The following is a 23,552-nucleotide window of genomic DNA, read 5'->3' as shown; positions in this document are numbered from 1 at the left end:
TTTTCTGATTTTTTAAGTGTGCAGGTTATTATGTTGAAAGAGCAACTTGAATGGTGGCGTACCGCTACGATTTACCAGATTTATCCAAAAAGCTTCTGTGACAGTGGCAGCAAGGGAACCGGTGATATTCAAGGGATCATTGCCAAGCTAGACTACCTCAAGACTTTGGGTGTCGATGCGATTTGGCTAACGCCGGTGTATAGCTCGCCAATGATTGATAACGGCTACGATATTTCCGACTACTACAATATCAACCCAGAATTCGGCACCATGGCCGATTTTGATCAATTGCTGGAACAAGCGCACCAGCGCGGTATCAAAATAGTCATGGATATTGTCGTTAACCACACTTCAACCGAGCATGCTTGGTTCCAGTCAGCGCTGGGTGACAAGAACAGCCCATACCGTGATTACTATATTTGGAAAGATCCGGTAGACGGCGCTGAGCCGACCAATTGGCAGTCGAAATTCGGTGGCAATGCCTGGGCACTGGACGAAGCCACAGGCCAATACTATTTACACCTGTTTGCCAAAGAACAGGCTGATCTGAACTGGGAAAACCCGAAGGTTCGTGAAGAGGTCAAAGAGGTGATCAGCTTCTGGGCCGAGAAAGGCGTTGATGGCTTCCGTCTGGATGTGATCAACTTGATTTCCAAGCAGCAAGACTTCCCGAATGACGACATTGGCGATGGTCGTCGTTTTTATACTGATGGCCCTCGTGTCCATGAATACCTGCAGGAAATCAGTGAAGCGGTGTTCCAGAAGTATGGTTCTGTAACAGTCGGCGAGATGTCTTCGACCACACTTGAGCACTGCCAGCAATATTCATCGCTCGATGGCAAAGAGCTGTCGATGGTGTTCAACTTCCACCACTTGAAAGTTGATTACCCTAATGGCGAGAAGTGGACCAAAGCGCCGTTTGATTTCCATCAGCTGAAATCCATCTTCAATCATTGGCAGCTTGGCCTGAATGGCAAAGGGTGGGGCGCACTGTTCTGGTGTAACCATGACCAGCCGCGTGTAGTCAGCCGTTTGGGTGATGATGTGAACTACCGTGTGGAATCTGCCAAGATGCTGGGTGCATCGGTCCATATGATGCAGGGTACCCCGTATATCTTCCAAGGTGAAGAGATCGGCATGACCAACCCGGGCTATACCTCGATTGAGCAATACCGCGATGTTGAAAGCACCAACATGTACGACATCATGGTGAACCAGCAGGGTGTGGCTCATGATGAGATGATCGCGATCCTGGCGCAGAAATCCCGTGATAACTCCCGTGCCCCGATGCAGTGGGATGACAGTGAGTATGCCGGTTTCTCTAAGGCTGCGCCTTGGTTGGAAGTGGCAGAGAACTACCCGCAGATCAATGCCAAAGCCGCGGTTGCAGATGAGAACTCCGTATTCCACTTCTACCGTCAGCTGATTCAATTGCGTAAAGAAGTGGCTGTGATCACCGAAGGTGATTACACCGATTTGATGCCAGAGCACGATCGTATCTTCTGTTACAAGCGCGAATCAGACAGCCAGATCTTGTTGTGTGTGAACAACTACTACGGCGAAGATGTCGAGTGTAATTTGCCGGAAGGGCTGGATGTCGCAAGTGGTGAGTGCTTGCTGTCAAACTATGCCGAATCGATGAAAGTAGCACGGGAAAACAGTTTCACGCTGAAACCGTATGAAACTCGCATTATTTTGATTGCCAAGTAGCAGGGCATAAAAGTAATCAGCAAAAAGGGCATCTCGAGAGATGCCCTTTTTCTTGAATCTAGGTTTGCAAGCGACTTAAACGGCAGGTACCTGCGAGGCCAGCAACCAAATGGCCAAGACGAAAAAGATCAGGCCCATGAATTTATGCTGGTTGGTACGAAACTTCTCGTTCTTCAGAAGTGGCTGGCCTAGGCTGCCAATCATGGTGACCAAAAACAGGTTGAACAGCAGACCAAGGACGTTAAGAAGCAGGCCAAGCACTAGCATTTGTTCGCCAGACGTTGCCGTAACCTGGGTGGATACAAATTGCGGCAGGAACAAGACAAAGAAAATCAGTGCTTTGGGGTTGAGCAAGTTGCTGATCACTGCGCGGCGGTAAAGCGTCTTGGCGACACTGTTGCTTTGCTCGACTTCCGGCGCATCAGAAGGCTGGGTACGCATACAATCCCAGCCCATTTTCAATAGGTAGGCACCGCCAAGCACACGAAGTACCTGCAAGGCGATAGGGTTCATCGCAATGAGGGCTGAAACCCCCATGGCTGCCAGTAGGGTAAGGATCAATCCAGAGGTTGCATTACCCAAGCTGGCAAAAACTCCCACTTTTTTTCCATAGCTTAGGCTAGAGCTGGCAATAAGCAGCATGTCTGGGCCTGGGATCAGTAGTAGGGCGATGACAGCAGTTAAATATACGGGTAAAACAGTTAGATCAATCATGGTAGTTCGGTGTTTGATTTACAAGGTGCTGGATTCTAGTCTTTTTTGTGGTCTATTTAAATGCAAATTAGCTTATTTTTGGTTGGTTTGTTTGCTTTTCTATATTTTGTTGGAGGCTGATTCTTCAGCGTGTTCCAATCCTCTCGGCACCCTCGACAAAGCTATTGAAATATATGATTTTAAATATCATCTATACTGTTTTCATCCTTAGAGTTTCTTAGGATGCAAAGCACAAAGACGGAAAAAGATTTTTAAAACAGAAGTTCATCATTGCTTGGCTTCGCGACATTATGATTTCGGGTGGTGGTCGACCCTTAGAAGCCGTATTTATCAGACGAGGAGTAACTTGTTGTGAAAATAGGTATTTTATCTCGTAACAAAGAGTTGTACTCGACCCGAAGATTGATCGAGGCTTGTGAGCAGCGTGGGCATGAGCATAAAGTTATTGATGCCCTGCGATGTTACATGAATATCAATTCAACAATGCCGTCCATTCACCTGCGGGGGGAGGAGCTTGCAGGTTACGATGCCATTATCCCCCGTATAGGTTCGTCGATAACCTTTTACGGCTGTGCAGTGCTGCGGCAGTTTGAAATGATGGGGGTGTTTCCTGTCAATGAATCGGTCGCGATCACCCGTTCACGAGACAAATTGCGCTCTTTGCAGCTCCTATCACGAAAAAATATTGGTATGCCCATTACAGGCTTTGCCAGCAAGCCCGGTGACATCAAAGACTTGTTGAAAATGGTAGGGGGCGCGCCATTGGTCATCAAGCTGTTAGAGGGGACACAGGGCATTGGGGTTGTATTGGCAGAAACGCAAAAAGCCGCGGAAAGTGTTCTCGAGGCGTTTATGGGGCTGAGAGCCAACATCATGGTCCAGGAATATATCAAAGAAGCCGGTGGGGCCGATATCCGTTGTTTCGTCATCGGCGACAAGGTTATTGCGGCAATGAAGCGCCAGGCGCAACCCGGCGAGTTTCGCTCTAATTTGCACCGTGGTGGAGAGGCCTCTTTAGTCAGAATCACCCCGACCGAACGCAAAACAGCTGTAGATGCCGCCAGAGTGATGGGGTTGAATGTCGCGGGTGTCGACCTGCTGCGTTCCGAGCGAGGACCATTGGTCATGGAAGTTAACTCATCGCCGGGGCTAGAGGGGATAGAGTCAGCCACCGGCAAGGATGTGGCCAGCATGATCATTGAGTATATTGAAAAAAATGCCAAACCTCAGAGGACCAGGACACGTGGCAAAGGCTAAAAAAAACACACCATTTCAATGTGGTGATGCTACCGTCATGCCGGGTGAGAGAATGAGTGTCGATCTGGAGGTGGCGCGTTTATATACCCACTCGAACTTGTCTGTGACGCTGGAGATAGTGAATGGACGCCTGTCTGGACCCGTTTTGCTGGTGGATGCCGCCATTCACGGTGATGAATTGAATGGTGTGGAGATTGTTCGCCAGTTGCTAACCAAAATTGACCCCCAAAGATTAAGGGGAACCTTGGTTGCCGTACCGGTGGTTAATGTGTTTGGTTTCATCCACAAATCGCGCTACTTACCGGACAGACGCGATCTCAATCGGTCTTTTCCGGGATCCGCCCGGGGCTCAATTGCCGGTAGAATTGCCTACCAGTTTTTTAACAGCGTGGTCATGAAATGCACGCATGTTATCGATCTCCATACCGCGGCTATTCACCGTACCAACTTGCCGCAGATCCGGGCCAACCTCAGCCATCAGGCCTCCTCCGAAATGGCTGAGGCTTTCGGTACTCCGGTCATTATCGATGCCGCTTTGCGTGACGGATCCTTGCGGGCAGAAGCTGAAAAGACCAATATACCGATCATTACCTATGAGGCGGGTGAGGCGCTGCGGTTTGAGCCTTTCGCCATCAATGCGGGGTTACGTGGAATACAACGGGTCATGCGCTATTTGGGTATGTTGCCCCAGGGAAAAATACTGAAGGGCAAACCCCCTGTTGTCGCTCGGGCAACGAGATGGATAAGAGCTGATTTTGACGGGATCCTGCGCTCCCATGTTACTTTGGGCCAAAGGGTCGACAAAAATCAAATATTGGCGATCATCAGCGACCCGCTAGGCAGTGATGAAGTGGCGATAAAGGCCGTTCAGGGCGGGATCATCATTGGTCAGCAAACATTGCCCTTGGTCAATGAAGGTGATGCTATCTACCACATTGCCTATTTTGATGAGCCAGATCACCTTGTCGAAGAGAAAGTGGAGCTTTATTTAGACAACGTCATGGAAGAGAATGAAAGCGAGATAAATACGGGGATCGGAAAAAACAAATGAGGGCCATTTAAGAATGACTACCATTGTAGCAACTTAAGCCTCGTGGCCTGATGGGACGGCATTGATCAGCATCAGATCACAGGGCGGCTGCTCGAGAAGTACATCGAGAGTGCTCCCGGTCCAGAAACGTGAAGGAGCGCTTCGCTTGCAGGCCCCCAATACCATTACCGCAGTGTTGAGTTTTGCTGCGGCCGATGGCAGCGCCTCCTCAGGGTTACCTTCTGCGAGCATGAGAGGAAGGTGCGAAACATTATTATTTGCCAGGAAGCTGGTAATGCCTGACTTCTGGTTGGCCAGGATCTGCACCTTGTAACGCGGAGGATACGGGGCCGTGTTGCGGCAGTAAACAAGTGTCGTTGTGCCTGACAGAAACGATGATAGGTTTTTACCAACGGTAATAATGGTGATGTCTATTTGGTTTGATAGGGCGTTGCGATGGAGCGGATCGATGGCACACAAAAAATGGGGGCGGTTTGGCCAAGGCTTTTCGGTCAGTAGCATGACATTACATTCCAGCCTTGAGAGTTCTGATAGCAGTATTCTATCCGGCGTATTCTTCTCCGCGTCGATTAACAGCAAGTCATGGTTTTTGCCTATTATCAAAGCCAGCTCGGCTATCCAGTTCTGCCCTAGAAGATAAGTGATTTCTGTCAGAGGGTTAGAGATTTCTTCCTCATCACATAACTCCAAGAGTTTTTCTTGGATCCCCAGAGAGTAATTAGCATGTTCTTTCTGTCGGTTTTTATTGTGATCGGCGCTCAAGTGAAAGAAATCGGCAAAAATATTGTCTTCATTTCTACGGTAATCCTCGACCAAGATCACCAGTTCCCTCCCAACCCGGTGAGTAAGTTTTATTACTTTCCTGAGGGTTTTTCTTGTAGGCAAGGCATGTTGTTGACAGAGAAAAAAAACAGGTGCCATAACCACTCCATTAAAGGGAACAATTCAATATGCTTAACTTAAGTTTTAGCATACAAATTTTCACTTATCGCAATATATCCAAGTCACATCAATATGTTTGTTGATGGGGTCACAAGAGCGGCTTGAATAAATTGTAGTGGGAGTGGTCATGCCTAGTGTATGTCACAAAAGCAGCTAGGCATGAGGGGGATGCCTAATTGCAGGCTTCACTTTTCCAAGACACCTCCCATATTCCGTAAGTGGGACTGCGCAGGATAGCCTTGCCTACGACCCGTTCTATCCTGTTGTTTCTCTTACCGTTCCACCCATACTCAGGATATTGGCTGTTCATCTGGTAGCTGTAATCTTCCGAAGTACTTCTCACTTCGAAACTGTCCTTACAGGTACCGGTTCTAAGGTCGGTCTCGATGGATGCCCAGCGCGGTACCACGCCAGTGTCTAGATCATGCAAGAAAAATGTCCCGGTGTATTCAGTGGAGCAATCACTAGCGCTAGAACACTGCCAGTAATGATTGTGTTTCTGCGAGCGGAACTCAAAGTTAGGTTTTGCGACCACCCCTGTGTCACTTTCGCTGATTTTGTTTATTTTCATCACTGTGAGGGATAATTTTTGTTCACTGTAATCATCAGAACTAGAGCAAGCTGCTAAGAATGCGATGAAAAAGGGCATGCTGTATAGCTTAGACATAGTTAACTCCATAGAGCTTGTCCCAAAGGCAATCAAATGGGGTTGCTCGGAAAGCTCAAAACAAAATACCTTTTAATGGTAGTTATCAGTATTGACACAATTGTCTTAAGTTTAAGAATGCAACGGTTCAGCTATCAGTCGTCATTTCCCTGTACTCAGGATATGATAATAATTACTATTCCTGTCTAGCGTAATGCTCTGATTTATAAAGGGTAAAGTATGCTTGTAGTCGGGCATTAATAATGTGTTACAAACTTTCATAAAGCGCCAAATTAGAGTTGATTCAGATCATATTTAGCTACCCCTAATTAGTTAATAGTGCCTACAAATTACAAAGAGGCATTATTAATGACTATCACCAACAAAATTCAGTCTTACTTGTTAAGTAGACGGAAGTTTATGCAGCAGTCGGCGGCGGTCACTGGCGCAGCTGCGGCAGCAAGCTCAATGACCCTTCCTTTTAAAGCATCGGCGACCGACACGGCACCTGCCGGTGAAGAGACCATCAAGTACAGTGCTTGCTTGGTAAACTGTGGCAGCCGCTGTCCATTTAAAGTCCATGTCCGTGATGGCGTAGCGGTTAAAATTTCTCCTGAAGACGGCGTCGATGAGGCGATTTTCGGTCAGCATCAAATCCGTCCTTGTCTGCGTGGTCGTTCGGCACGTTTTCGCACCTACAACCCTGATCGCTTGAAATATCCAATGAAGCGTGTCGGCAAACGTGGTGAAGGTAAATTCAAGCGTATCAGCTGGGATGAAGCCACCACCATGGTTGCGTCGGAGTTGCGTCGTATCATTGATAGCTACGGTAATGAGGCGATTTATTATCAGTATGGTTCGGGTACAACAGGTGCCAACCTGCAGGGGCGTAATACCTGTCGTCGCCTATTGAACTTGGCGGGGGGATACTTGAATGCCCATAACACGTATTCGGAAGGCCAGCTAAATACCATTCAGCCATATGTATTTGGTCAGGCGGGTAATATCTATGGGACTGAGCAGCAGTCTCTGTTCTCTGAAATCAAGAATTCTGATTTGGTGGTAATGTTTGGTCAGAATCTGGCTGAGACCCGTATGTCCGGCGGTGGTCAGATTGCCGAAATTTACCACGCCCTTGAGCAAAGCAATGCCAAGGTGATCCTGATCGACCCGCGTCGTACCGACAGTGTGACAGCGTTTGCCGGTGAGTGGCTACCGATCCGCCCGGGAACAGATGCGGCGCTGGTCGCTGCGATAGGCCACACGCTTATCAAGGAAGATCTTGTCGATGAAGAGATGCTTAACCGTTATGCCGTAGGTTGGGATGAAAACACCTTGCCGGAAAGCGCACCGGAAAATAGCTCTTACAAATCTTACATCCTTGGTCTTGGCGAAGATCAAACAGAAAAAACACCTGAGTGGGCTAGCCAGCTGACGGGGATCCCTGCAACGCGTATCAAGCAACTGGCTCGTGAGATTGCCGGTGCCAAAGCGGCCTGGATATCCCAGGGCTGGGGCTTGCAGCGCACACAGCAAGGTGAGCAAGCATCGCGTTCAATCCTGATGCTACCTATCATGACCGGCCAGTTTGGTCGTCCGGGTACTAACGTTGGCTCATGGGGCGGCAGTGTCCCTTACCCAGTATCAGGATTGTCGATTGGTAATCCGGTAAAAGCGTCTATTCCGTGCTTCCTTTGGACTGATGCCATTGTGCGCGGTACGGAGATGACAGCGAAAGCCGATTATGTCCGTGGTGCAGACAAACTATCGACAAATATCAAGTTCCTGTGGAACTACGCAAGTAATGTGTCGGGTAACCAGCACTCTGATCTCAACCGCTTGCATGAGATCCTGACTGACGAATCTTTGGTTGAGTTTAATTTAGTGTGGGACAACCACATGACGGCGTCTGCCCGATATGCAGATTTGCTGTTGCCGGATGTGTCGACGCTGGAGTCGGACGACTTGATTAACAACTCTTATCAGTCTGGTGCTTATCACTATATCGTTCGTCTTCAGCAGGCGATCGAGCCGATGTGGGAAAACCGTCCTACCTATGATGTATTGGCCGATATTGCCGATAAGTTGGGCTTCAAAGACAAGTTCACCGAAGGCCGTTCATACCAGCAGTGGATCGAGCATGCCTACAATGAAACGCGCAAGAACAACAGTGCGCTTCCGCCGTTCGAGCAAACGGACGGCATGGGCATCATCGATCGCCGTGTTGCCGACAGTAGCCAGCACATTGCGTTGAAAGATTTCCGTGACAACCCAGAGGCTAATCCGCTGAAAACGCCGTCGGGCAAGATTGAAATCTACTCTGAAGCGCTTGCCCAGCTTGCCGAGGAGCGCCCGGTGCTGGAAGGGGACAAGATCTGTGCGATCCCCGAGTATGTGCCAGCTGTCGAAGGTTTCGAACAAAGCCGCGGCAACAAGTATCCATTACAGATGACAGGTTTCCACACCAAGGGCCATGTGCATTCGACCTACACGTCAGTCGCCCAACTTCAAGAAGCCGCTCCAGACTTGATTTGGATGAATGAGCTGGATGCAATGCAGCGCGGGATCAAAAACGATGACATTGTTGAGATCTTCAATGATCGTGGCCGTGCTCGCATGCAAGCCAAGGTTACTGCCCGTATTATGCCAGGTACTGTTGCAATGCCTGAAGGCGCTTGGGCAAAGACCAACCGTGATGGTGTTGATGTCGGTGGGTGCATAAACCGACTGACGACGCAGCGTGCAACAGCGCTAGCCAAGGGTAACCCGCAACATACCAACCTGGTAGAAATCAAGCGAGTCTGAGGAGACAGTAAATGAAGCAATATGGTTTTTTTGTAGACTCAGCGAAGTGTACGGGTTGTAAGACCTGCCAGGTGAGTTGTAAGGATGAAAAGGATCTGGATTTAGGTCCAAAGTTCCGCCGTGTGTATGAGTACGGCGGCGGTATCTGGAAGCGTGACGGTGAGGCCTGGACGCAAGATGTCTTCAACTACTACCTGTCTATTTCTTGTAACCACTGTGATGAGCCAACCTGTGTGGCCGGTTGCCCAACCGGTGCGATGCACAAACGCAAGGAAGACGGCCTGGTGGTGGTTAACCAAGATGCCTGTGTGGGTTGCCGCTACTGTGAGATGCGCTGTCCTTATGGCGCGCCGCAGTTCGATGCCGAGAAAAAAGTCATGTCCAAGTGCGATGGCTGTTTCGAGCGTGTTGCCGAAGGCAAGAAGCCTGTCTGTGTCGATTCGTGCCCACAGCGTGCGTTGGATTTCGATGAAATTCAGGTACTGCGTGAGCGCTACGGCCAGCAGAATGCGATTGCACCGCTGCCAAACCCAGCGATGACCAAGCCTAACTTAGTTGTCAAACCCCATGCTGACTCGCGCCCGACAGGGGACTCGACTGGCGCGGTACAGAATCCATCGGAGGTATAAGCCATGCATGAATTACCATTAGTCTTTTTCACGGTATTCGGCCAGGCTGCCGTGGGTATCTTCCTATTGTCACTGTTGGCCTTCACCACCAAGCAAATCAGCGATGTACAGTTGAAGACGGCAAATATTGTTGCGGCTGTTCTGCTGTTGGTGGGTTCGGCAATCGGTGGCCTGCACATGGGCCAGCCGCTACGTGCGTTCAACTTGCTGTTCGGCTTGGGCCGCTCGCCAATGAGCAACGAGATCATCTTGAGTGGTGTGTTTATGGCTTGCGCGGTTGCAACCGTCGTGCTGAGTTTCATGCCGGAGAAAGCGTCTCTGTATAAACTGGCGAACAAAGCGACAGTATTAACGGGTTTGCTATTCGCTTGGTCTATCCCGCAGGTATACCAATTGGCCACAGTAGCAAGCTGGGACACTGCCCATACTTCACTGCAGATGTGGCTGACAGTGCTGGTTGCTGGTGGTGCGTTCGCCTTGATGCTGGGTGCTCACAAGCTGGGTTTTGCGACCTTGGCTGTCGGTGCTTTGGTTTCCCTGGCGGCGAAGCCTGATTACATTGGCTTTGTTACTCAGGCTGCACCTGATCTGGCTGTAAACCAATATAGCCTATGGGGTGCACAAGCTGTCGCACTGCTGGTTGCTGTGCTGATTGGCTGTGGTATCTTCAGCCAGAAAGGCGCAGCTAAGCCATTGCTGATTGCCGGTGCAGGTGTCATGCTTGTTGGTGAGCTGATTGGCCGCGTTGCCTTCTATAACCTTTGGGCAATCCCGATGTAAGCTGATGCTTTACTGCCCACTTCTTTAATGGGGAAGTGGGCAGTGGCAAATAGAGATTAGTGTTACTGATGACAACAGCCAGGTAAAAATTGATGATCACCCTTGTACCTAGGATCCTAGGCTTTCTGTTTTATTACTCGCCTTCCCATCCTTCAGCTGAAGCAATTCTTCCGGCACTCGCCGATCTCCCTGCGCATTTTGAACAGCAATATCAGGACAAGGTGCAGACCCTTGTCCAAGCGATGATCGCAGAGGTTCAAGATGAAGCTAAACCTGAAGCTAGACATGAAGCGTTAGCCCGAGAGTTTAGCTTGCTATTTGAAGGGCTTGGCGAAATGCCAGCGCCACCATGGGGCTCTGTCTATCTCGATAGCGAAAGTATTGTGATGGGAGAGTCTACCGTTGAATATCGCCGCTTTCTGGCGAGCAGTGGCATTGCGCTCGATACCCAAATGCGAGAGCCTGATGATCAGTTTGGTTTGATGCTGCTGGCCTTTGCCCAGTTGTTGGAATCCGAAAAGTTTGATGCCAGCACCGAACTGCTAGAGCAGCACCTATTGCCTTGGGCATTCCGCTACCTTGAGGTTCTACAGCAGGTGGAAGGGATATCGCCGTTCTACCCAAACCTTGCCCAAGTCACACACTTATATCTCACTTCTTTGGTTGAAGAACTGGAGTTATCGCCAGCCGAGAAGCCTTTATTTAAGTAAAATGACTTGGATAATACTATTTGATGTTAAAACCGGGCTACGCTCGGTTTTTTGCTTTACGTCATAACGAAAGGAACAGCGCGTGACAACGATTCGTATCAAGCAAAACCAGCTACCGTCTTCAGTGTCGTTATTGGCCAAGGCGATGCTGACAAAGGGATGCGAGCCTTTGCCATCGATAAATGTGGCTATCGATGGTTTTACGTTTGATAGAGATAACGTCAACCGCTACAACGAATGCTGTGGTTTGCCACAAGGCAAGTTGTCTCTCCCTTATCTGTTTGTGGCCACTCAACCTGCCCAGTTGCTGCTACTTACCCATCCCACCGTTTCTTTGAAACTGTTGGGACTGATCCATACCCATGTCAGCTTCCATCAGCAAATACCATTGCAAATCGGTAAGGCTTACGATTTCACGCTGGGTGTTATCGAGTGTATTCAAACAGAAAAAGGCTTGGAATTTGAGCTTGAAGGACGTTTTTCCCTTGATGGTGTTTATCAGGCGAGCTATCGCAGCCGTTGTCTGCTACGAGGTAAGCCGCCAGCCTCTAATAATCGGAAAAAACCAACCGAATTTACAGATAATGTTGAAGAACAATCGGCAGCTTGGATGAGATTAGAAACGTTGTCGCTGACACCCAAGATGGCAAGGGGCTATGCAGCCGTCTCCGGGGATTACAATCCGATCCACCTTCATGGGCTAACCGCGAAGCCATTTGGCTTCAAGGCGCCGATAATCCACGGTATGTACTCAGTTGCTCGGATGTTTGCTGCCATTGAGCCCCCAATTAGCCACGCTGAGTTTACCTTCCGCCGTCCTGCGTTTTTGCCTTCAGCGGCAGAGCTGGAGATTTGCGAAAGGGAGGTGGGGAAAGGGGAGCTAAGGCTAATCAATAGTGAAGGCAAGCCTCTGGTTGAGGCGCAGTACCGTTGACGCCGTAGCTTTGAATTGAGGCATTGAATACTGCTTGGTACTGAAACAAATTTATCTTTTTGTTATGCAATGGGCCATGATGGTGTTGTACGGTATTTTTGCTGGATGACATCATGTTGAATTTTAATATGGAGGACGCAAGCCAGGTGTGTGTCGGTGCATTTGCCCTTGCTGTCCCAATTTCCTTTTCAGAAGAAGCATGGCGGTTAGGTGAAACCTTACCCACGCCAAATTTGGTCATGTTGTTTTGCCTAGCGGTGTTTTTCCTTGGAGTCTTCACTTACGAAAGTGTCTTTCAGGGTAACGTAAGGCACCGAGTGGCAGGTTTTGTCTTTCGTATTGTTATTGCCTATCTGATCACCGCTATTGTTGTTTCTCTTATCTTAGTCGCGTTGGATAAGCTCCCCTTACTGTCAGACCCGGTGACATCCTTCAAGCGCATTATTGTTATCGCCATGCCGGCGTCGATGGGGGCTATCGTTGTCGATAGCTTCGATAAAGAATAGTTTTGATAAGGAATAGCTTTGAGGAAAACATGCCATCACAAACACTGAAACAGGTCAGAGTTTGTGATGGCACTAGTTATTTATTACTAATTACACGGCTTTTTCATTCTCAGTCTGAGCCGATTCGTTCGTCCTCGCTGCCAATTTGTTGGCTAGTGAGTGAAGCTCTGGCAGCATGCGCTGGATCAGGTGCAACTGCTGCAGCACCATCCGGGCAGAGGTCGAATCTTCATCGCGCCATAGCGATAGGCGCTGCTCCAGCTCGCTATCCGACTCCGGTGCCTGACCACAATGGTTGCCTGCCAGCTGGGCCGCCAGGCAATCCAAATGCTGGTGGATTTGCCTGTGGGCCTGCGAGACCAAGTGGTGGGTACTTTCATCCTCCAATTGGGTGCGGTGAGCACCGAGCGCAGAGATATAGCTCAGCATGGCATGGTTGAGCGTCAGGAAGCGGAAGCTCTCATCTGTTGCCATGCGGTAGCGGCCGGGTTCCAGCAGCATGTTACTGATCGCCGTGCTGAGCTGGGCATCGGTATTATGGGCATCACGGCGCGCAATACGGTAATTCAGGCTGTCCTTCTTGCCAATTCGGTACTGGCCAATAATTTGCGCTAGGTAGTCTCGGTTGGTCTCGACTGCCGTTGCCATCACCTTGTGCAGGCGACGGGCTTGCCAGTCCGGCAGGATGAAGCTCACCGCCAATACAGCAAGTAAACAGCCGAGCAGGGTGTCGCCAAGGCGCGGCAATATAACCGCAAAGCCTTCGCCAAGCTGGTTGAAACAGAACAGTACCAGCAAGGTGATGAACATGGTGGCCACACCATAATTGGCGGTACGGAAGGCAAAGAACATCACACCGGTAAACACCATCAGTACCAGCTGGCCTTCTTGCCCCGGGAACAGGTACAGCAAAGGCATCCCAATCAGCAAACCGGCCAAGGTACCAATGACCCTTTGCTTGAGCCTCTGGCGGGTTGCGCTGTAGTTAGGCTGGCAGACAAACAGTGTGGTCAGCAATATCCAATACCCCCGCTCTAAATCGAGGCCGAGAATAATGCCGTAGCCCACAGTCAGGGCGATCGCCATGCGTAATGCATGGCGGAACAGCATCGAGCTTGGGTCTAGCTGGACACGGATGCGCTGCCAGCGCTCTTTCATGCTGCGCGCTTCAGTATCCGATAGCTCGTTATCACGGGCGTTGTCTGTGGTCGAGACATCCGGGTTGCTGACGTTAGATAGCTGGCGCTCTACCGTGGCAAGGTTGTTGAACAGGTATTCCAGCTGGTTGATAAACACCCGGCGTTTGGGATCGTTTTGGCTCTTGAGATAAAACAGAGATTCTTGCAGTTCATCCAAGGCTTTTACGCTTTCGATACCATGGCTATAAGGTTTACCCATCGCCAAGGCGTGGGCAATTTCCCGGCAGGCCTTGGCTTGCTGGGTCAGCAGGCGCTGGAAACGGAACAGCACATCACTGCGCTGGAACTCAGCGGCCAAGTCTTGGTAGCGGTAGTGGGAAGAGCTGGCCCGTTCGTGGATATCCTGCACCAAGAAATAGATGTTGAGGAATTTGTCGCCGGTTTCATTTGGGTGGCCGCGGCGGGCACGGTGGAGCAAGGTCGCCTTGGCGTCATTTAACGCACTGACCACTTTGGCATTTTTGGTCGCAGCTTGCAGGCGCAATGGCTGCGGCACAAGATCGGCCACTGGCTCGAACAACTGGCTCTTGCTGTCGAGGTAGCAAGCCAGCTCGGTAAAGACTTTTGACAGGCTTTGCTGGACCGGCTGGTTAGGCCATAAAACCTGCCAGCTCAGTGATAGCAGGCCATACCAAGTTGCGCCACCGAGGAGCAACATCGGCTGGTACCACAGGTTAGGGCTTTGCGCAGCACCGAGCATGGTATACACCGCCAGCAACAATGACGCAAAAGCGATGCTGGCGTATCGCGCTCCCATTGAACCCAGCATGATAAAACCAAAGGTGGAGGAAAACAGCCCGATGGCAAACAGCGGTGGGTAGGGAAAGAGTATTTCAATCGAGAAAGAGGCAAGCACGAAGCACAGCAAAGTAGTGATTAAGGCTTTGATACGTCCAGTTAAATTATCATCGGTTTCTGCCAGTGCCGAGGCAATGATCCCCAGTACTAATGGGGTAACTTCGGAAGTAGCTTGCAAGTACCAACAGGGTAGGGCAACCCCAACGAGGGCGATAAGAACACGAATGCTGTAGTTAATCCGGTCATTTGCCCAGTAACGACGCAAGGTCAATTGTAAGCGGCTATTTGTCATTGTTTTTATGGTCTTCCTGGTGAAGCGCTAAAGATAGCAAACTTCAGTTCGCAAGCGGTATTAATCCCTATAAAAAATACTGTTATGAAGTGCGTAATGGTCTTCCTTGCTTAAATTTTGTTCGAGATAGGATCCGTATCCAGAATTAACTAACTGCGATGAACCTAAACCTCTGCTTGTATAAATGCCCGTCAAATAACCGGAAATTTCGCCTCTAAAGGCCTGAACACCTTAATTTTTGGCAGAAATTTTACGCAAAAGATTTTTTGGACGCTAGGGTATATCTATAGAACTTGGTACTCTTAAGTCCAAGTCGTTTTTTCGTTAATAGGCTACACAATGTCTAATAACGCGCGCAAAAGCTAGCGTAGTAGCAGAAGTAAGTTGAGTGTTGGTGACAGAATGCGTTTGACAGCAGGGTGGTTGGCCCAATGGCTCGCCCAAGGTGATTATTGCAGTATTGCTCTCGGTGAAAATTGTTTGGTGCTTGATAGCCAGACAGAAACAGAAGAAATTCCCTTTGATGATTGGGATGGCGCGATAGATGTCCATCGCGGCGTGCTATGGGGCAGCTTTGAATTAACCTCTGCTGATCAGGAATATTGCTGGACGGTACATGGCCTGCCATGGCAGCAATGCAAGGCGTTTGCCAATATGTTGCTCGAAGCTTACCGAAACTGGGCACAAGGCCGGGTAGAGAAGCTCGATAACCTGTTGCCGGAAATGCTCAAGCGGATTGATAGCTATGCCGAAGCAGAGGGTTACCTGCGTGAATCTTCCCACCGCCAACTGCACCGTTATCTTGACAACGCATTGGCTTCAACCGGTCTTACCCGTGAACTGGCAGGATCTTTCCGTCCATTGGCGTTCGAAAAAGTTGAGCCTTGGCTTGAAGGCAACGAAGAGTGGGTAGAAGAAGCCAACAGCCAATGGCTGGAAAAAGAAACCGAAAAGTGGTCATCGTGGTTCGATAAGTTTGAATCGTCGCCGTTAAACCCTTCCCAACGCGAAGCTGTATTGATCAACCAAGATCATAACTTGGTACTGGCTGGTGCCGGTACCGGTAAAACCAGCGTATTGGTCGCCCGTGCCGCTTACTTGATTGCTAACCAGCAATGCCAGCCAGAAGAAATCTTGATGCTGGCCTTTGGTCGCAAAGCGGCTGAAGAGATGAGTGAGCGCTTGGGGGCTAAAGTCAGCGACCGGATCAAGGTGGCGACTTTCCATAGCTTGGGCACCCAAATCATCAAGGCGGTAGAGAGCGAGATGCCGAGTGTATCGCCTGTCACACTGGATGAGAAAGAACGAGCCAAGTGGATTGCGCAGGTGTTGACCGAGCAGTGGGAAACTGCTGCGTCTGCCAAACGCTGGCAGAAACACCTGACCCAATGGCGTATTCCTGGCTTCAAAGCTGAAAACTCCATGGAAAAGCAGGCCAAAAGCGAACAACTGGCGGCTTGGGTATGGCGTCATATTGAATTAATCGGCCAGCGTGGCGCGAATAAGTCACAGTTGGTTGAAAGTATTGAAAAACATGACAATGAATCTGCCCGTGCTCGGATGAAGAGTGAGTTGGCCCTATTGTGGCCTTGTTACCGTGCTTATGAGCAACATCTAAAAGCCAACAAGCAGATTGACTTCAATACCATGATCCAAAGGGCGACGGAATACGTCAAAGAGGGCAAGTTCATGCCGCCGTGGCAGTTTGTCATGGTTGATGAGTACCAGGATATTTCCCCGCACCGTTTGGCGCTGATTGAAGCGCTTTGTCATGCCGGAGGGAAAGACAACAGGCCAACCTTGTTTGCTGTGGGGGATGACTGGCAGGCAATTTACCGTTTTGCGGGCGCAGATGTGAACCTGACGACCGGTTTCGAGCAGCGCTTCGGTGCCAGCCATATTACCGAGCTTGATACCACCTATCGTTTTAACAGCATGATCGGTGAAGTTGCCAACGCTTTTATCCAGCAGAACCCGAACCAGCTGAAAAAAGGTCTCACCAGTTTCAAGAAACAGAAGCGAAAAGCGGTGACCTTGCTGTGTCAGGACTTGATTGATCAGGAGCTTGCGCAACTTGCCTCACAGCAAAAAGGCGAGGTGACCACCTTGCTGCTGGGTCGCAATAACAACCAGCGCCCTGAAAAGCTCAAGCAATGGCAGGAAAAATGGCCGCACCTTGGCATTAACTTTATGACCTGCCATGCCAGCAAGGGGCGAGAAGCTGACTTTGTGTTCGTTCTCGACGTGAACCGAGGTGTATTCCCAGCGCCAGACCGGGATACTGGCCTGGCTGCTTGTCTTCAGGCTCGAGGTGAAAGCTTTACCGATGCCGAAGAGCGCCGCTTATTCTATGTCGCCCTTACCCGTGCCAAGAAGCATGTCTGGGTGTGTGCCGAGCCTCAAAAGCCCTCAACGTTCGTTAATGAACTGATTGATGACGGTTATCCAGTGATGAACAAGATCAAAAGGGTGAAAGCAAAGCAGAAGTAGTTTCGTATACAGCTCCCCAAATATCAGAGAGCTCGCTATTTAATAGCGAGCTCGCTTTTTTATTTAAGCGGAGGCTGTATCTTCCTGCTTTATTTTTTTTGTTAGGTTTGTTTTTCCGGTGAGGCTAAAACGAAGTAGTTCATAAATTTTATTTTCTAGCTCTTCAGGGGTAGCAAATAAAGAATGGCTGTAATACCAGTTTCTATGTCTGCCAATAGTAAAAAGCCCCCGGCCGGGTTTATTGCTCTTTTCAGTAACTGATACTAGCCTGTCAGCGTAAATAACCTGTATTTCAGAATATGTATTGGTCCACTGTTCAGGCGTTCCATCGTACATAACCACCTCGGTACCAGGCTGAGCCTTGTCATTGTAAATTGCTTTTAGGCTTGCTACGCCCTGAAGAACCTCTAGTGTTTCACTCGGTAACTTAATCATGACTTGTCCTTAATCTAATGATTGTACTTGGTAAAGTATTTTATATGTTGCTCTCTGTGACATGCTAAAGATTAGAGTGTTAAACGAAGGAATTAAATTACAGGCTATTACACTAATTTAATGCTTGTCGAGAAATGGTGGAATAGATTGGCTTTCAGTTTATTAACTGTTCAGTTAATAAAAGTTGGCTCTGGGATTTTCATGATGACTATTGAATGGAAAAGGATCGACTCAGGGCTGTCGAGTTGTTTCAACTCCGCTGAGCTTATATATTACCGCGCTGAATGTAACGGGGTGCCAATATAAGTAAAGGTGTGTAAATCGTGTTCAGCCAGGGGATGCAGCCTTCCCCTAAATCATCTGTGAGATGTTATGAGAGGAAGGCATTTAATCATCAGCTTACGACCAATTATGCAGTCTGTAGTTGATGGCAATTATCAGCCGTTTGGCTCCGGATCACATAGCGCAGGCGCAGCAGCATAAACATCGCCGCAACGGTCAGGCCGGTAACAATACCCACCCAGAAGCCGGTTTCGCCCATGGCCGGAACGACCATATCTGTCAGGCCCATCACCATGCCCAAAGGCAGTGCCAAGCCCCAGTAGGCGGTGATCGCCAGGATCATCGGGATCTTGGTATCTTTGTAGCCTCGCAGTGCACCATTGGCAGAGGTTTGCAGTGCATCGCTAAATTGGTATACCGCGGTATAGATCAGCAGCGTCGCAGCGGTGGCACTAACGACTGGATCCGTGGTGTACAAGCGGATTATCCAATCTGGGAACAGCAGGAAGAAGCTTATCGAGAGCAGAGACAGCAAACCGGCAACAGTAATACCGAACAGGCTGCGCTCTTTGGCTCCTTGTTGGTTTTTAGCTCCAAGCGCGTGGCCAACACGGATAGTGATACCGAAAGACAGGCTCATCGGAATCATATAGGTCATGCTGGAAATATTGAGGGCAATCTGCGCCGCAGCAACATTTTCGGCACCGATACGGCCAATCAACAAGGCGATAACCGCAAAGATGCTGCCGCATACCGCGATGTTCATACCGATAGGCACACCCAGTTTCAACAGGTGCAGGCAGTCATTAACTCGAGGTTTAATATCCGCAAAGTGGATGATTTTCTTATAGTGGTGATGCCCCTTGATGTAAGAGTACAGCAGCCCGGACATCACCCAGTAGACGATACTGGTTGCCCAGCCACAGCCCACAGCACCAAGGGCAGGGAAGCCGAACTTACCGTAAATCAGCACATAGTTGATTGGGATGTTCATCAATAGGCCAATAACCGAAACCAGCATAGGGGCACGGGTATTGTTCATCCCTTCACAGAAACCGTTCAAGCTGTAGAACAGTGCGATACCCGGTACACCGAAAGCGAGAGCAATTACATAGTCACTCGCAATCGGGATGATCTCTGGTGCGACTCCGATGGCGTCGAGAATATTGCCACCTTGTGACAGGTAGATAATCAGCAGGCTACTGACCAGTGCAGCGACCCAGATCATCTGGATGAACTCGATACGCACCTTGTCGAGCTCGTTGGCACCCCGGTGGAACGCTACCACTGGGGTCAATGCCATAATAATACCGCGAAGCAGCAGGGACACTGGCAGCCACAAACTGGTACCCAACGCAATTGCAGCGAGATCGGCGGCACTGACTTGGCCTGCCATGGTGGTATCGACAAAACCCATCGCTTGAGTGGCAAGCTGAGTCATAATAATTGGAATTGACAGGTGTAATAACGAGCCGGACTCACGGGTAAAGCGTGAAAAAAGTGACGTGCTCGATTGAGCGCGATTTACGGTTTGATTTTGCATGGGGTATAGAAAAACACCTATATAAATGCACCAGTGGAAGCAGGATGGCAGGTGTGCATTTTAGGGTGTGCCTTTCGAGGCGGGGGGAATATATCCAGCCTGTGCATAAAGTGCAAGGCCGGATATGTAAATGGTTGTTGGTTAAGTGGTGAATAATTAATTGAACTTGCTTTTTAGCATCAGGAATAGGAAGTAAGTACTACCGATAATGGCGACTAATGTCCCGGCGGCAATATTATTCGGATAGATCACGACTTGTCCCAACCAGTCAGACCATACCATCAAGGTAGCACCAATCAGACTACCGGCGACTAACTGCTCTTTAACCCGCTTAGCTCCGATCAGCATCGCCATATGTGGGGCAACAAGGCCAACGAAAGCGACTGGGCCCATGGTTGCTGTGGAAATTGCACATAGCAAGGCAACGATAGTCAGCGAAAGGGCGTTGACCTTGTTAGCAGACAAACCTCGGGCATTAGCAAAGTCGCGGCCAATGGAGATCAGGGTCAGCCAACGAGAAATAGCGAAGACCGTTAGCAGCAGCAAGACCACAGCGGCCGACAAGGCAACAGAATTAATTGATGTAACCCGGTAGGTAGAGCCTGTTAGCCACAACAGAATTTCATAGCTATCACCCGAACCTTTGGCCAAAGAGAACTGCACCAAGGCTTCAAGTAGTGCTGTCAACGCAATACCCGATAGGATGAAGTTGGAAGGGTTGAAATGGTTTCTTCTGCCAAGCAGCAACAAGATAACCAATACCGACATACTCCCAGCGAAGGCAATGCCCCAGCTGAAAGAGGCTAGCGAAGAACTTGCAAAAATACCCGTGACAATAATGGTAAATGTGGCCCCAGAAGAAACACCAAGCATATCTGGGCTGGCAAGCGGGTTATAGACGATGCGCTGCAGGATGATACCGGCAATCGACAAGGCGACACCCACGCTAAGAGCCGTTAGCATTCGCGGCCAGCGCAATTGCCACTGGTATTCACCTGGTAGAGCAAACCCTAGTCCCTGACTGCCATGACTGATAAATACGTAGGCCAGCACGCCTAGCAAACAACTTAGCGCGATAGCTATAACAACAGGCATGGCCAGCTGTTTCTTGCCCCGCGACATGGATAGGTTGAGTTGGTCTTGTGCGGTTAGCTTCTTGCGGCTAAACCAAATTAAGGCCGGGGCACCGATAGCAGCGGCGGCAACGCCACTTGGAATGGTCTGTTCCAGCCATAGGCTTAATCCCATTGATAGCGCGTCGGTAATAACTAGCAAGATAGCACCTAGTAACAAGCTGCTGAGCAGCTCTTCTTTTGGAGTCCGTGCACCTAGTGCCCTTGCAATATTTGGGGTTAGTAAACCAATAAAGCTGATGATCCCCACAGCAGTAATCGAGGCCGATACCAACCAAATTCCCATAACCATTAAACCGGCAAAAGCAGGAAGGACCGACAATCCCCTTGCGGCAGCGCCTTCTTGCCCTAAACGCAAAACTGTCAGGATGCGAGGAGCCAGGATCAAAATAACAATGGCGATGCTCGTTCTTGGCAGCAGCCACAGGAACCAATCCCAGCTGTACTGGGTGAGATCACCGGCACCCCACATGAAAACGTTTTGGGCAAACTGTGAGTTAAGGATAACCAAAGCAGTAGCTATCGAGCCGAGTAAGATATTGATCACCATACCGGAGACGACCAGAGGCAATCCAGTCATGTTGCGAATACCGGCAATGGAAACAATCAGGCCAAAAGCAAGCAGTGCCCCTCCCATAGCGGCCAGGGCGGAATAATCTGCAACCCAATCGACAAACCAGATATTGACAATAACCAAGGCAAGCCAAGCGCCCGATGAGGTTCCCAGTGTGAGCGGTGATGTTAGGTGGTTCTGGGTCAACTGCTGCATCAGGCTACCGACTAAGCCGAGCATGGCACCGACTAAAATAGTGATACTCAAGCGAGGTAACTGTGAGTGTAGGAAGAAGACCTCAGCAAACTGGCTGGCAGATTGAGGGAAACGGATCAGTTGCCACTGGCTCGATAACGGCAAATGGGTATCAATTTGCAGGCTAAGCCCTGCGAGTACCAAAATAAGGGCCGTAAAACCTAGATAATGTTGTTTCTTCATGGGGTTGGCGCCAGTTTCATTAAGCTATCCGTGATGGCCTCGGCCATATAGAGCAGTGATAAGGCTCCGCCATAATTCCACACTGAGCGGACATCATTAAAATGGCCTTTTTTCACGAAGGGCATCGCTTGCCATAGCATTGACTCATTCAATTTATCTGCTTGTGGGAACGGTTGAACGTAGAGTACGTAACCCTCTTCGATAAACTGCAGCCGGTTGATGCGTTCTTGCTTTACACCCCAAGGTTTTGGTTCAACCACAATTGGGTTGTTCAGGCCAAGCTTTTCTACCACATACTGAGTGGTGGAATGCTCGGTGTATATGAAGACTGAATTTGGAGTGGAAAAGCGCATAACGACCACATCCAGAGGCAGCTCAAAATGCGCTGCAAGGCGGTTTCTCAGCGTTTCGAAGCCGTACTCTATTTCTGCTAGCCGTTGTTTTGCAAGTGCTTCTTTGTTGAATAGTTTACCTAGCAAGGCAAGGTGAGCCAGTGCTTCTTTGGCGGCATTATCGTGTTCTGAGAAATTTGGCAGAAATACAACGGGAGCGATCTGCTTGAGAATAGGCAGCAGGTCTTTTTGCGGTGAAGCGGCAATAATCACATCTGGGTGTAGACTGGCGATCTTTTCTAGATTTGGCTCTGAGCGCGAGCCTATATCTTGGATAGATTCTGGGGCTGCTGGTTTGACGACCCACTGGCGGTAGTCGGCAAGATTAGGGGCCCCTACTGGCACGACATCCAGTGCCAAGACCTGCTCCAAGATATCCCAGTTAAGGACAACGACCCGTTCTGGGGCCCTGTCGAACTTTACGGTGCCTTGTCCATCTTCAATCTCAACAGCGGCAAAGACCTGTTGTATTGGGGCAAAGCAAAGCAATACCAGTAAAGTAAATGTGCGTATTTTCAACAAACTCAAGCGCATACCACTGCTACCTTTTGGCTGGTTTCAGTCGCTCCCGGGGACGGGTGGTCGATGAGCTTGATGGGTGAATGATAAAGCTCCGAGAGGCGCTGCTCATCAAGCAGAATATCTGAGCTGCCTTCAAAAGCGATCTTACCCTGTTTCAAGGCCACAATATGGGTGGCGTAGCGCAGCGCCAAATTGAGATCGTGCAATATCACGATAATGCCGACGTTTTCGTTGCGGTTGAGTTCGGCAAGCAGCCCCATTAATTGGAACTGGTGGTGGACGTCCAAGGCTGAAGTCGGCTCATCAAGGATAAGGATAGGGGATTGCTGAGCCAGCAACATTGAAACCCAAGCTCGTTGGCGCTCACCGCCAGACAACTGGTCTGCTAGCGTATCGGCGAACTTCGTCACCCCAGTCTTGCCCATCGCTTGCTCGATGATGACACTGTCTTCAGTATTGAAGCGCCCTAGAGCGCCACGCCATGGAAAACGGCCGAGCCTGACCAGCTCTTTAACAGTCAGCCCGGCAGACGCGGGTAACTTTTGCGGCAGGTAGGCGACTTGTTTGGCAAGATCTTTGGTTTTGTAGTCAGTCAATATGTTGCCATTGAGCTTGACTTGGCCATGATCGGGAGCCATCTGCCCCGAAAGCAGGTTAACCAGAGTAGATTTACCCGAACCGTTGTGGCCCAGCACGACAGTTAATTCTGTGGTGGGAATACTAAGCTGGTCGATCCCGAGGATTTGACGCCCGCCTCGGATAATTTTGATATCGAAAAGTTGGTACATTGA

General features: G+C 49.6%; 19 protein-coding genes. 10 read left to right on the top strand and 9 right to left on the bottom strand.

Features of this window, described 5'->3' with window-relative positions; translation table 11 throughout:
- The first annotated feature begins 30 nt into the window (after positions 1-30).
- A complete protein-coding gene (treC, locus tag R2X38_RS09850; RefSeq protein ID WP_317522052.1) occupies positions 31-1,710 on the top strand; it encodes an alpha,alpha-phosphotrehalase in 1,680 nt (559 codons plus the stop codon).
- 75 nt (positions 1,711-1,785) lie between these two features.
- Here the strand turns inward: treC and R2X38_RS09845 are convergent, their stop codons facing one another.
- Positions 1,786-2,424, bottom strand: coding sequence for a LysE family translocator (locus R2X38_RS09845; protein ID WP_317522051.1), 639 nt, complete (start codon positions 2,422-2,424; stop codon positions 1,786-1,788).
- 351 nt (positions 2,425-2,775) lie between these two features.
- Between R2X38_RS09845 and rimK the strand changes: the two genes are divergently transcribed.
- Together rimK and R2X38_RS09835 are read left to right on the top strand one after the other, a co-directional pair.
- The gene (rimK, locus tag R2X38_RS09840; protein WP_317522050.1) at positions 2,776-3,681 is read left to right on the top strand and encodes a 30S ribosomal protein S6--L-glutamate ligase; all 906 of its coding nucleotides are present in this window, start codon (positions 2,776-2,778) and stop codon (positions 3,679-3,681) included.
- The gene (locus tag R2X38_RS09835) at positions 3,668-4,732 is read left to right on the top strand and encodes a succinylglutamate desuccinylase/aspartoacylase family protein (RefSeq protein WP_317522049.1); all 1,065 of its coding nucleotides are present in this window, start codon (positions 3,668-3,670) and stop codon (positions 4,730-4,732) included. The genes rimK and R2X38_RS09835 overlap by 14 nt, the downstream gene beginning before the upstream one ends.
- Positions 4,733-4,765: 33 nt before the next feature.
- On the opposite strand, the gene R2X38_RS09830 is transcribed toward R2X38_RS09835, so the two are convergent.
- Together R2X38_RS09830 and R2X38_RS09825 are read right to left on the bottom strand one after the other, a co-directional pair.
- Complete coding sequence (locus R2X38_RS09830; protein WP_317522048.1) at positions 4,766-5,554, bottom strand: universal stress protein; 789 nt, start codon at positions 5,552-5,554, stop codon at positions 4,766-4,768.
- A 292-nt stretch (positions 5,555-5,846) separates the two neighbouring features.
- Positions 5,847-6,341, bottom strand: coding sequence for a hypothetical protein (locus R2X38_RS09825; protein WP_317522047.1), 495 nt, complete (start codon positions 6,339-6,341; stop codon positions 5,847-5,849).
- A gap of 348 nt (positions 6,342-6,689) precedes the next feature.
- On the opposite strand from R2X38_RS09825, the gene R2X38_RS09820 reads away from it, so the two are divergent.
- From R2X38_RS09820 to R2X38_RS09795, 6 genes are all read left to right on the top strand, one after another.
- Positions 6,690-9,125 carry a DMSO/selenate family reductase complex A subunit gene (locus R2X38_RS09820; RefSeq protein ID WP_317522046.1) on the top strand — a complete coding sequence of 812 codons (2,436 nt, stop codon included), beginning with the start codon at positions 6,690-6,692 and terminating at the stop codon, positions 9,123-9,125.
- 11 nt (positions 9,126-9,136) lie between these two features.
- Entirely contained in the window at positions 9,137-9,754 is a 618-nt protein-coding gene (locus R2X38_RS09815; RefSeq protein ID WP_317522045.1) for a DMSO/selenate family reductase complex B subunit, read from the top strand.
- Between the two features lie 3 nt (positions 9,755-9,757).
- Positions 9,758-10,534, top strand: coding sequence for a dimethyl sulfoxide reductase anchor subunit family protein (locus R2X38_RS09810; protein WP_317522044.1), 777 nt, complete (start codon positions 9,758-9,760; stop codon positions 10,532-10,534).
- A gap of 92 nt (positions 10,535-10,626) precedes the next feature.
- Positions 10,627-11,244, top strand: a complete 618-nt coding sequence (locus R2X38_RS09805) for a molecular chaperone (RefSeq protein WP_317522043.1) — start codon at positions 10,627-10,629, stop codon at positions 11,242-11,244.
- 82 nt (positions 11,245-11,326) lie between these two features.
- Positions 11,327-12,178 (top strand): MaoC family dehydratase, encoded by an 852-nt coding sequence (locus R2X38_RS09800; protein ID WP_317522042.1) that lies wholly within the window; start codon positions 11,327-11,329, stop codon positions 12,176-12,178.
- Between the two features lie 110 nt (positions 12,179-12,288).
- The gene (locus R2X38_RS09795) at positions 12,289-12,684 is read left to right on the top strand and encodes a DUF2391 family protein (RefSeq protein WP_317522257.1); all 396 of its coding nucleotides are present in this window, start codon (positions 12,289-12,291) and stop codon (positions 12,682-12,684) included.
- A gap of 90 nt (positions 12,685-12,774) precedes the next feature.
- On the opposite strand, the gene yccS is transcribed toward R2X38_RS09795, so the two are convergent.
- Positions 12,775-14,973, bottom strand: a complete 2,199-nt coding sequence (yccS, locus tag R2X38_RS09790) for a YccS family putative transporter (RefSeq protein WP_317522041.1) — start codon at positions 14,971-14,973, stop codon at positions 12,775-12,777.
- Positions 14,974-15,375: 402 nt separating this feature from the next.
- On the opposite strand from yccS, the gene helD reads away from it, so the two are divergent.
- Positions 15,376-17,463, top strand: a complete 2,088-nt coding sequence (gene helD / locus R2X38_RS09785) for a DNA helicase IV (RefSeq protein WP_317522040.1) — start codon at positions 15,376-15,378, stop codon at positions 17,461-17,463.
- Between the two features lie 63 nt (positions 17,464-17,526).
- On the opposite strand, the gene R2X38_RS09780 is transcribed toward helD, so the two are convergent.
- The 5 genes from R2X38_RS09780 to R2X38_RS09760 form a co-directional block, all read right to left on the bottom strand.
- Positions 17,527-17,898 carry a hypothetical protein gene (locus R2X38_RS09780; protein ID WP_317522039.1) on the bottom strand — a complete coding sequence of 124 codons (372 nt, stop codon included), beginning with the start codon at positions 17,896-17,898 and terminating at the stop codon, positions 17,527-17,529.
- A gap of 409 nt (positions 17,899-18,307) precedes the next feature.
- Positions 18,308-19,723 (bottom strand): MATE family efflux transporter, encoded by a 1,416-nt coding sequence (locus R2X38_RS09775; RefSeq protein ID WP_317522038.1) that lies wholly within the window; start codon positions 19,721-19,723, stop codon positions 18,308-18,310.
- A 156-nt stretch (positions 19,724-19,879) separates the two neighbouring features.
- A complete protein-coding gene (fhuB, locus tag R2X38_RS09770; protein WP_317522037.1) occupies positions 19,880-21,847 on the bottom strand; it encodes a Fe(3+)-hydroxamate ABC transporter permease FhuB in 1,968 nt (655 codons plus the stop codon).
- Positions 21,844-22,773 carry an iron-siderophore ABC transporter substrate-binding protein gene (locus R2X38_RS09765; protein WP_317522036.1) on the bottom strand — a complete coding sequence of 310 codons (930 nt, stop codon included), beginning with the start codon at positions 22,771-22,773 and terminating at the stop codon, positions 21,844-21,846. Before R2X38_RS09765 ends, fhuB begins: the two co-directional genes overlap by 4 nt.
- Positions 22,764-23,549 (bottom strand): ABC transporter ATP-binding protein, encoded by a 786-nt coding sequence (locus R2X38_RS09760; RefSeq protein ID WP_317522035.1) that lies wholly within the window; start codon positions 23,547-23,549, stop codon positions 22,764-22,766. Before R2X38_RS09760 ends, R2X38_RS09765 begins: the two co-directional genes overlap by 10 nt.
- Positions 23,550-23,552: the final 3 nt, after the last annotated feature.

Source organism: Photobacterium rosenbergii, assembly GCF_033022775.1.
GTDB lineage: Bacteria > Pseudomonadota > Gammaproteobacteria > Enterobacterales > Vibrionaceae > Photobacterium > Photobacterium rosenbergii_A.
Note: the sequence above shows the minus strand (reverse complement) of the source record. Positions and strands in the feature narration are given on the sequence as shown.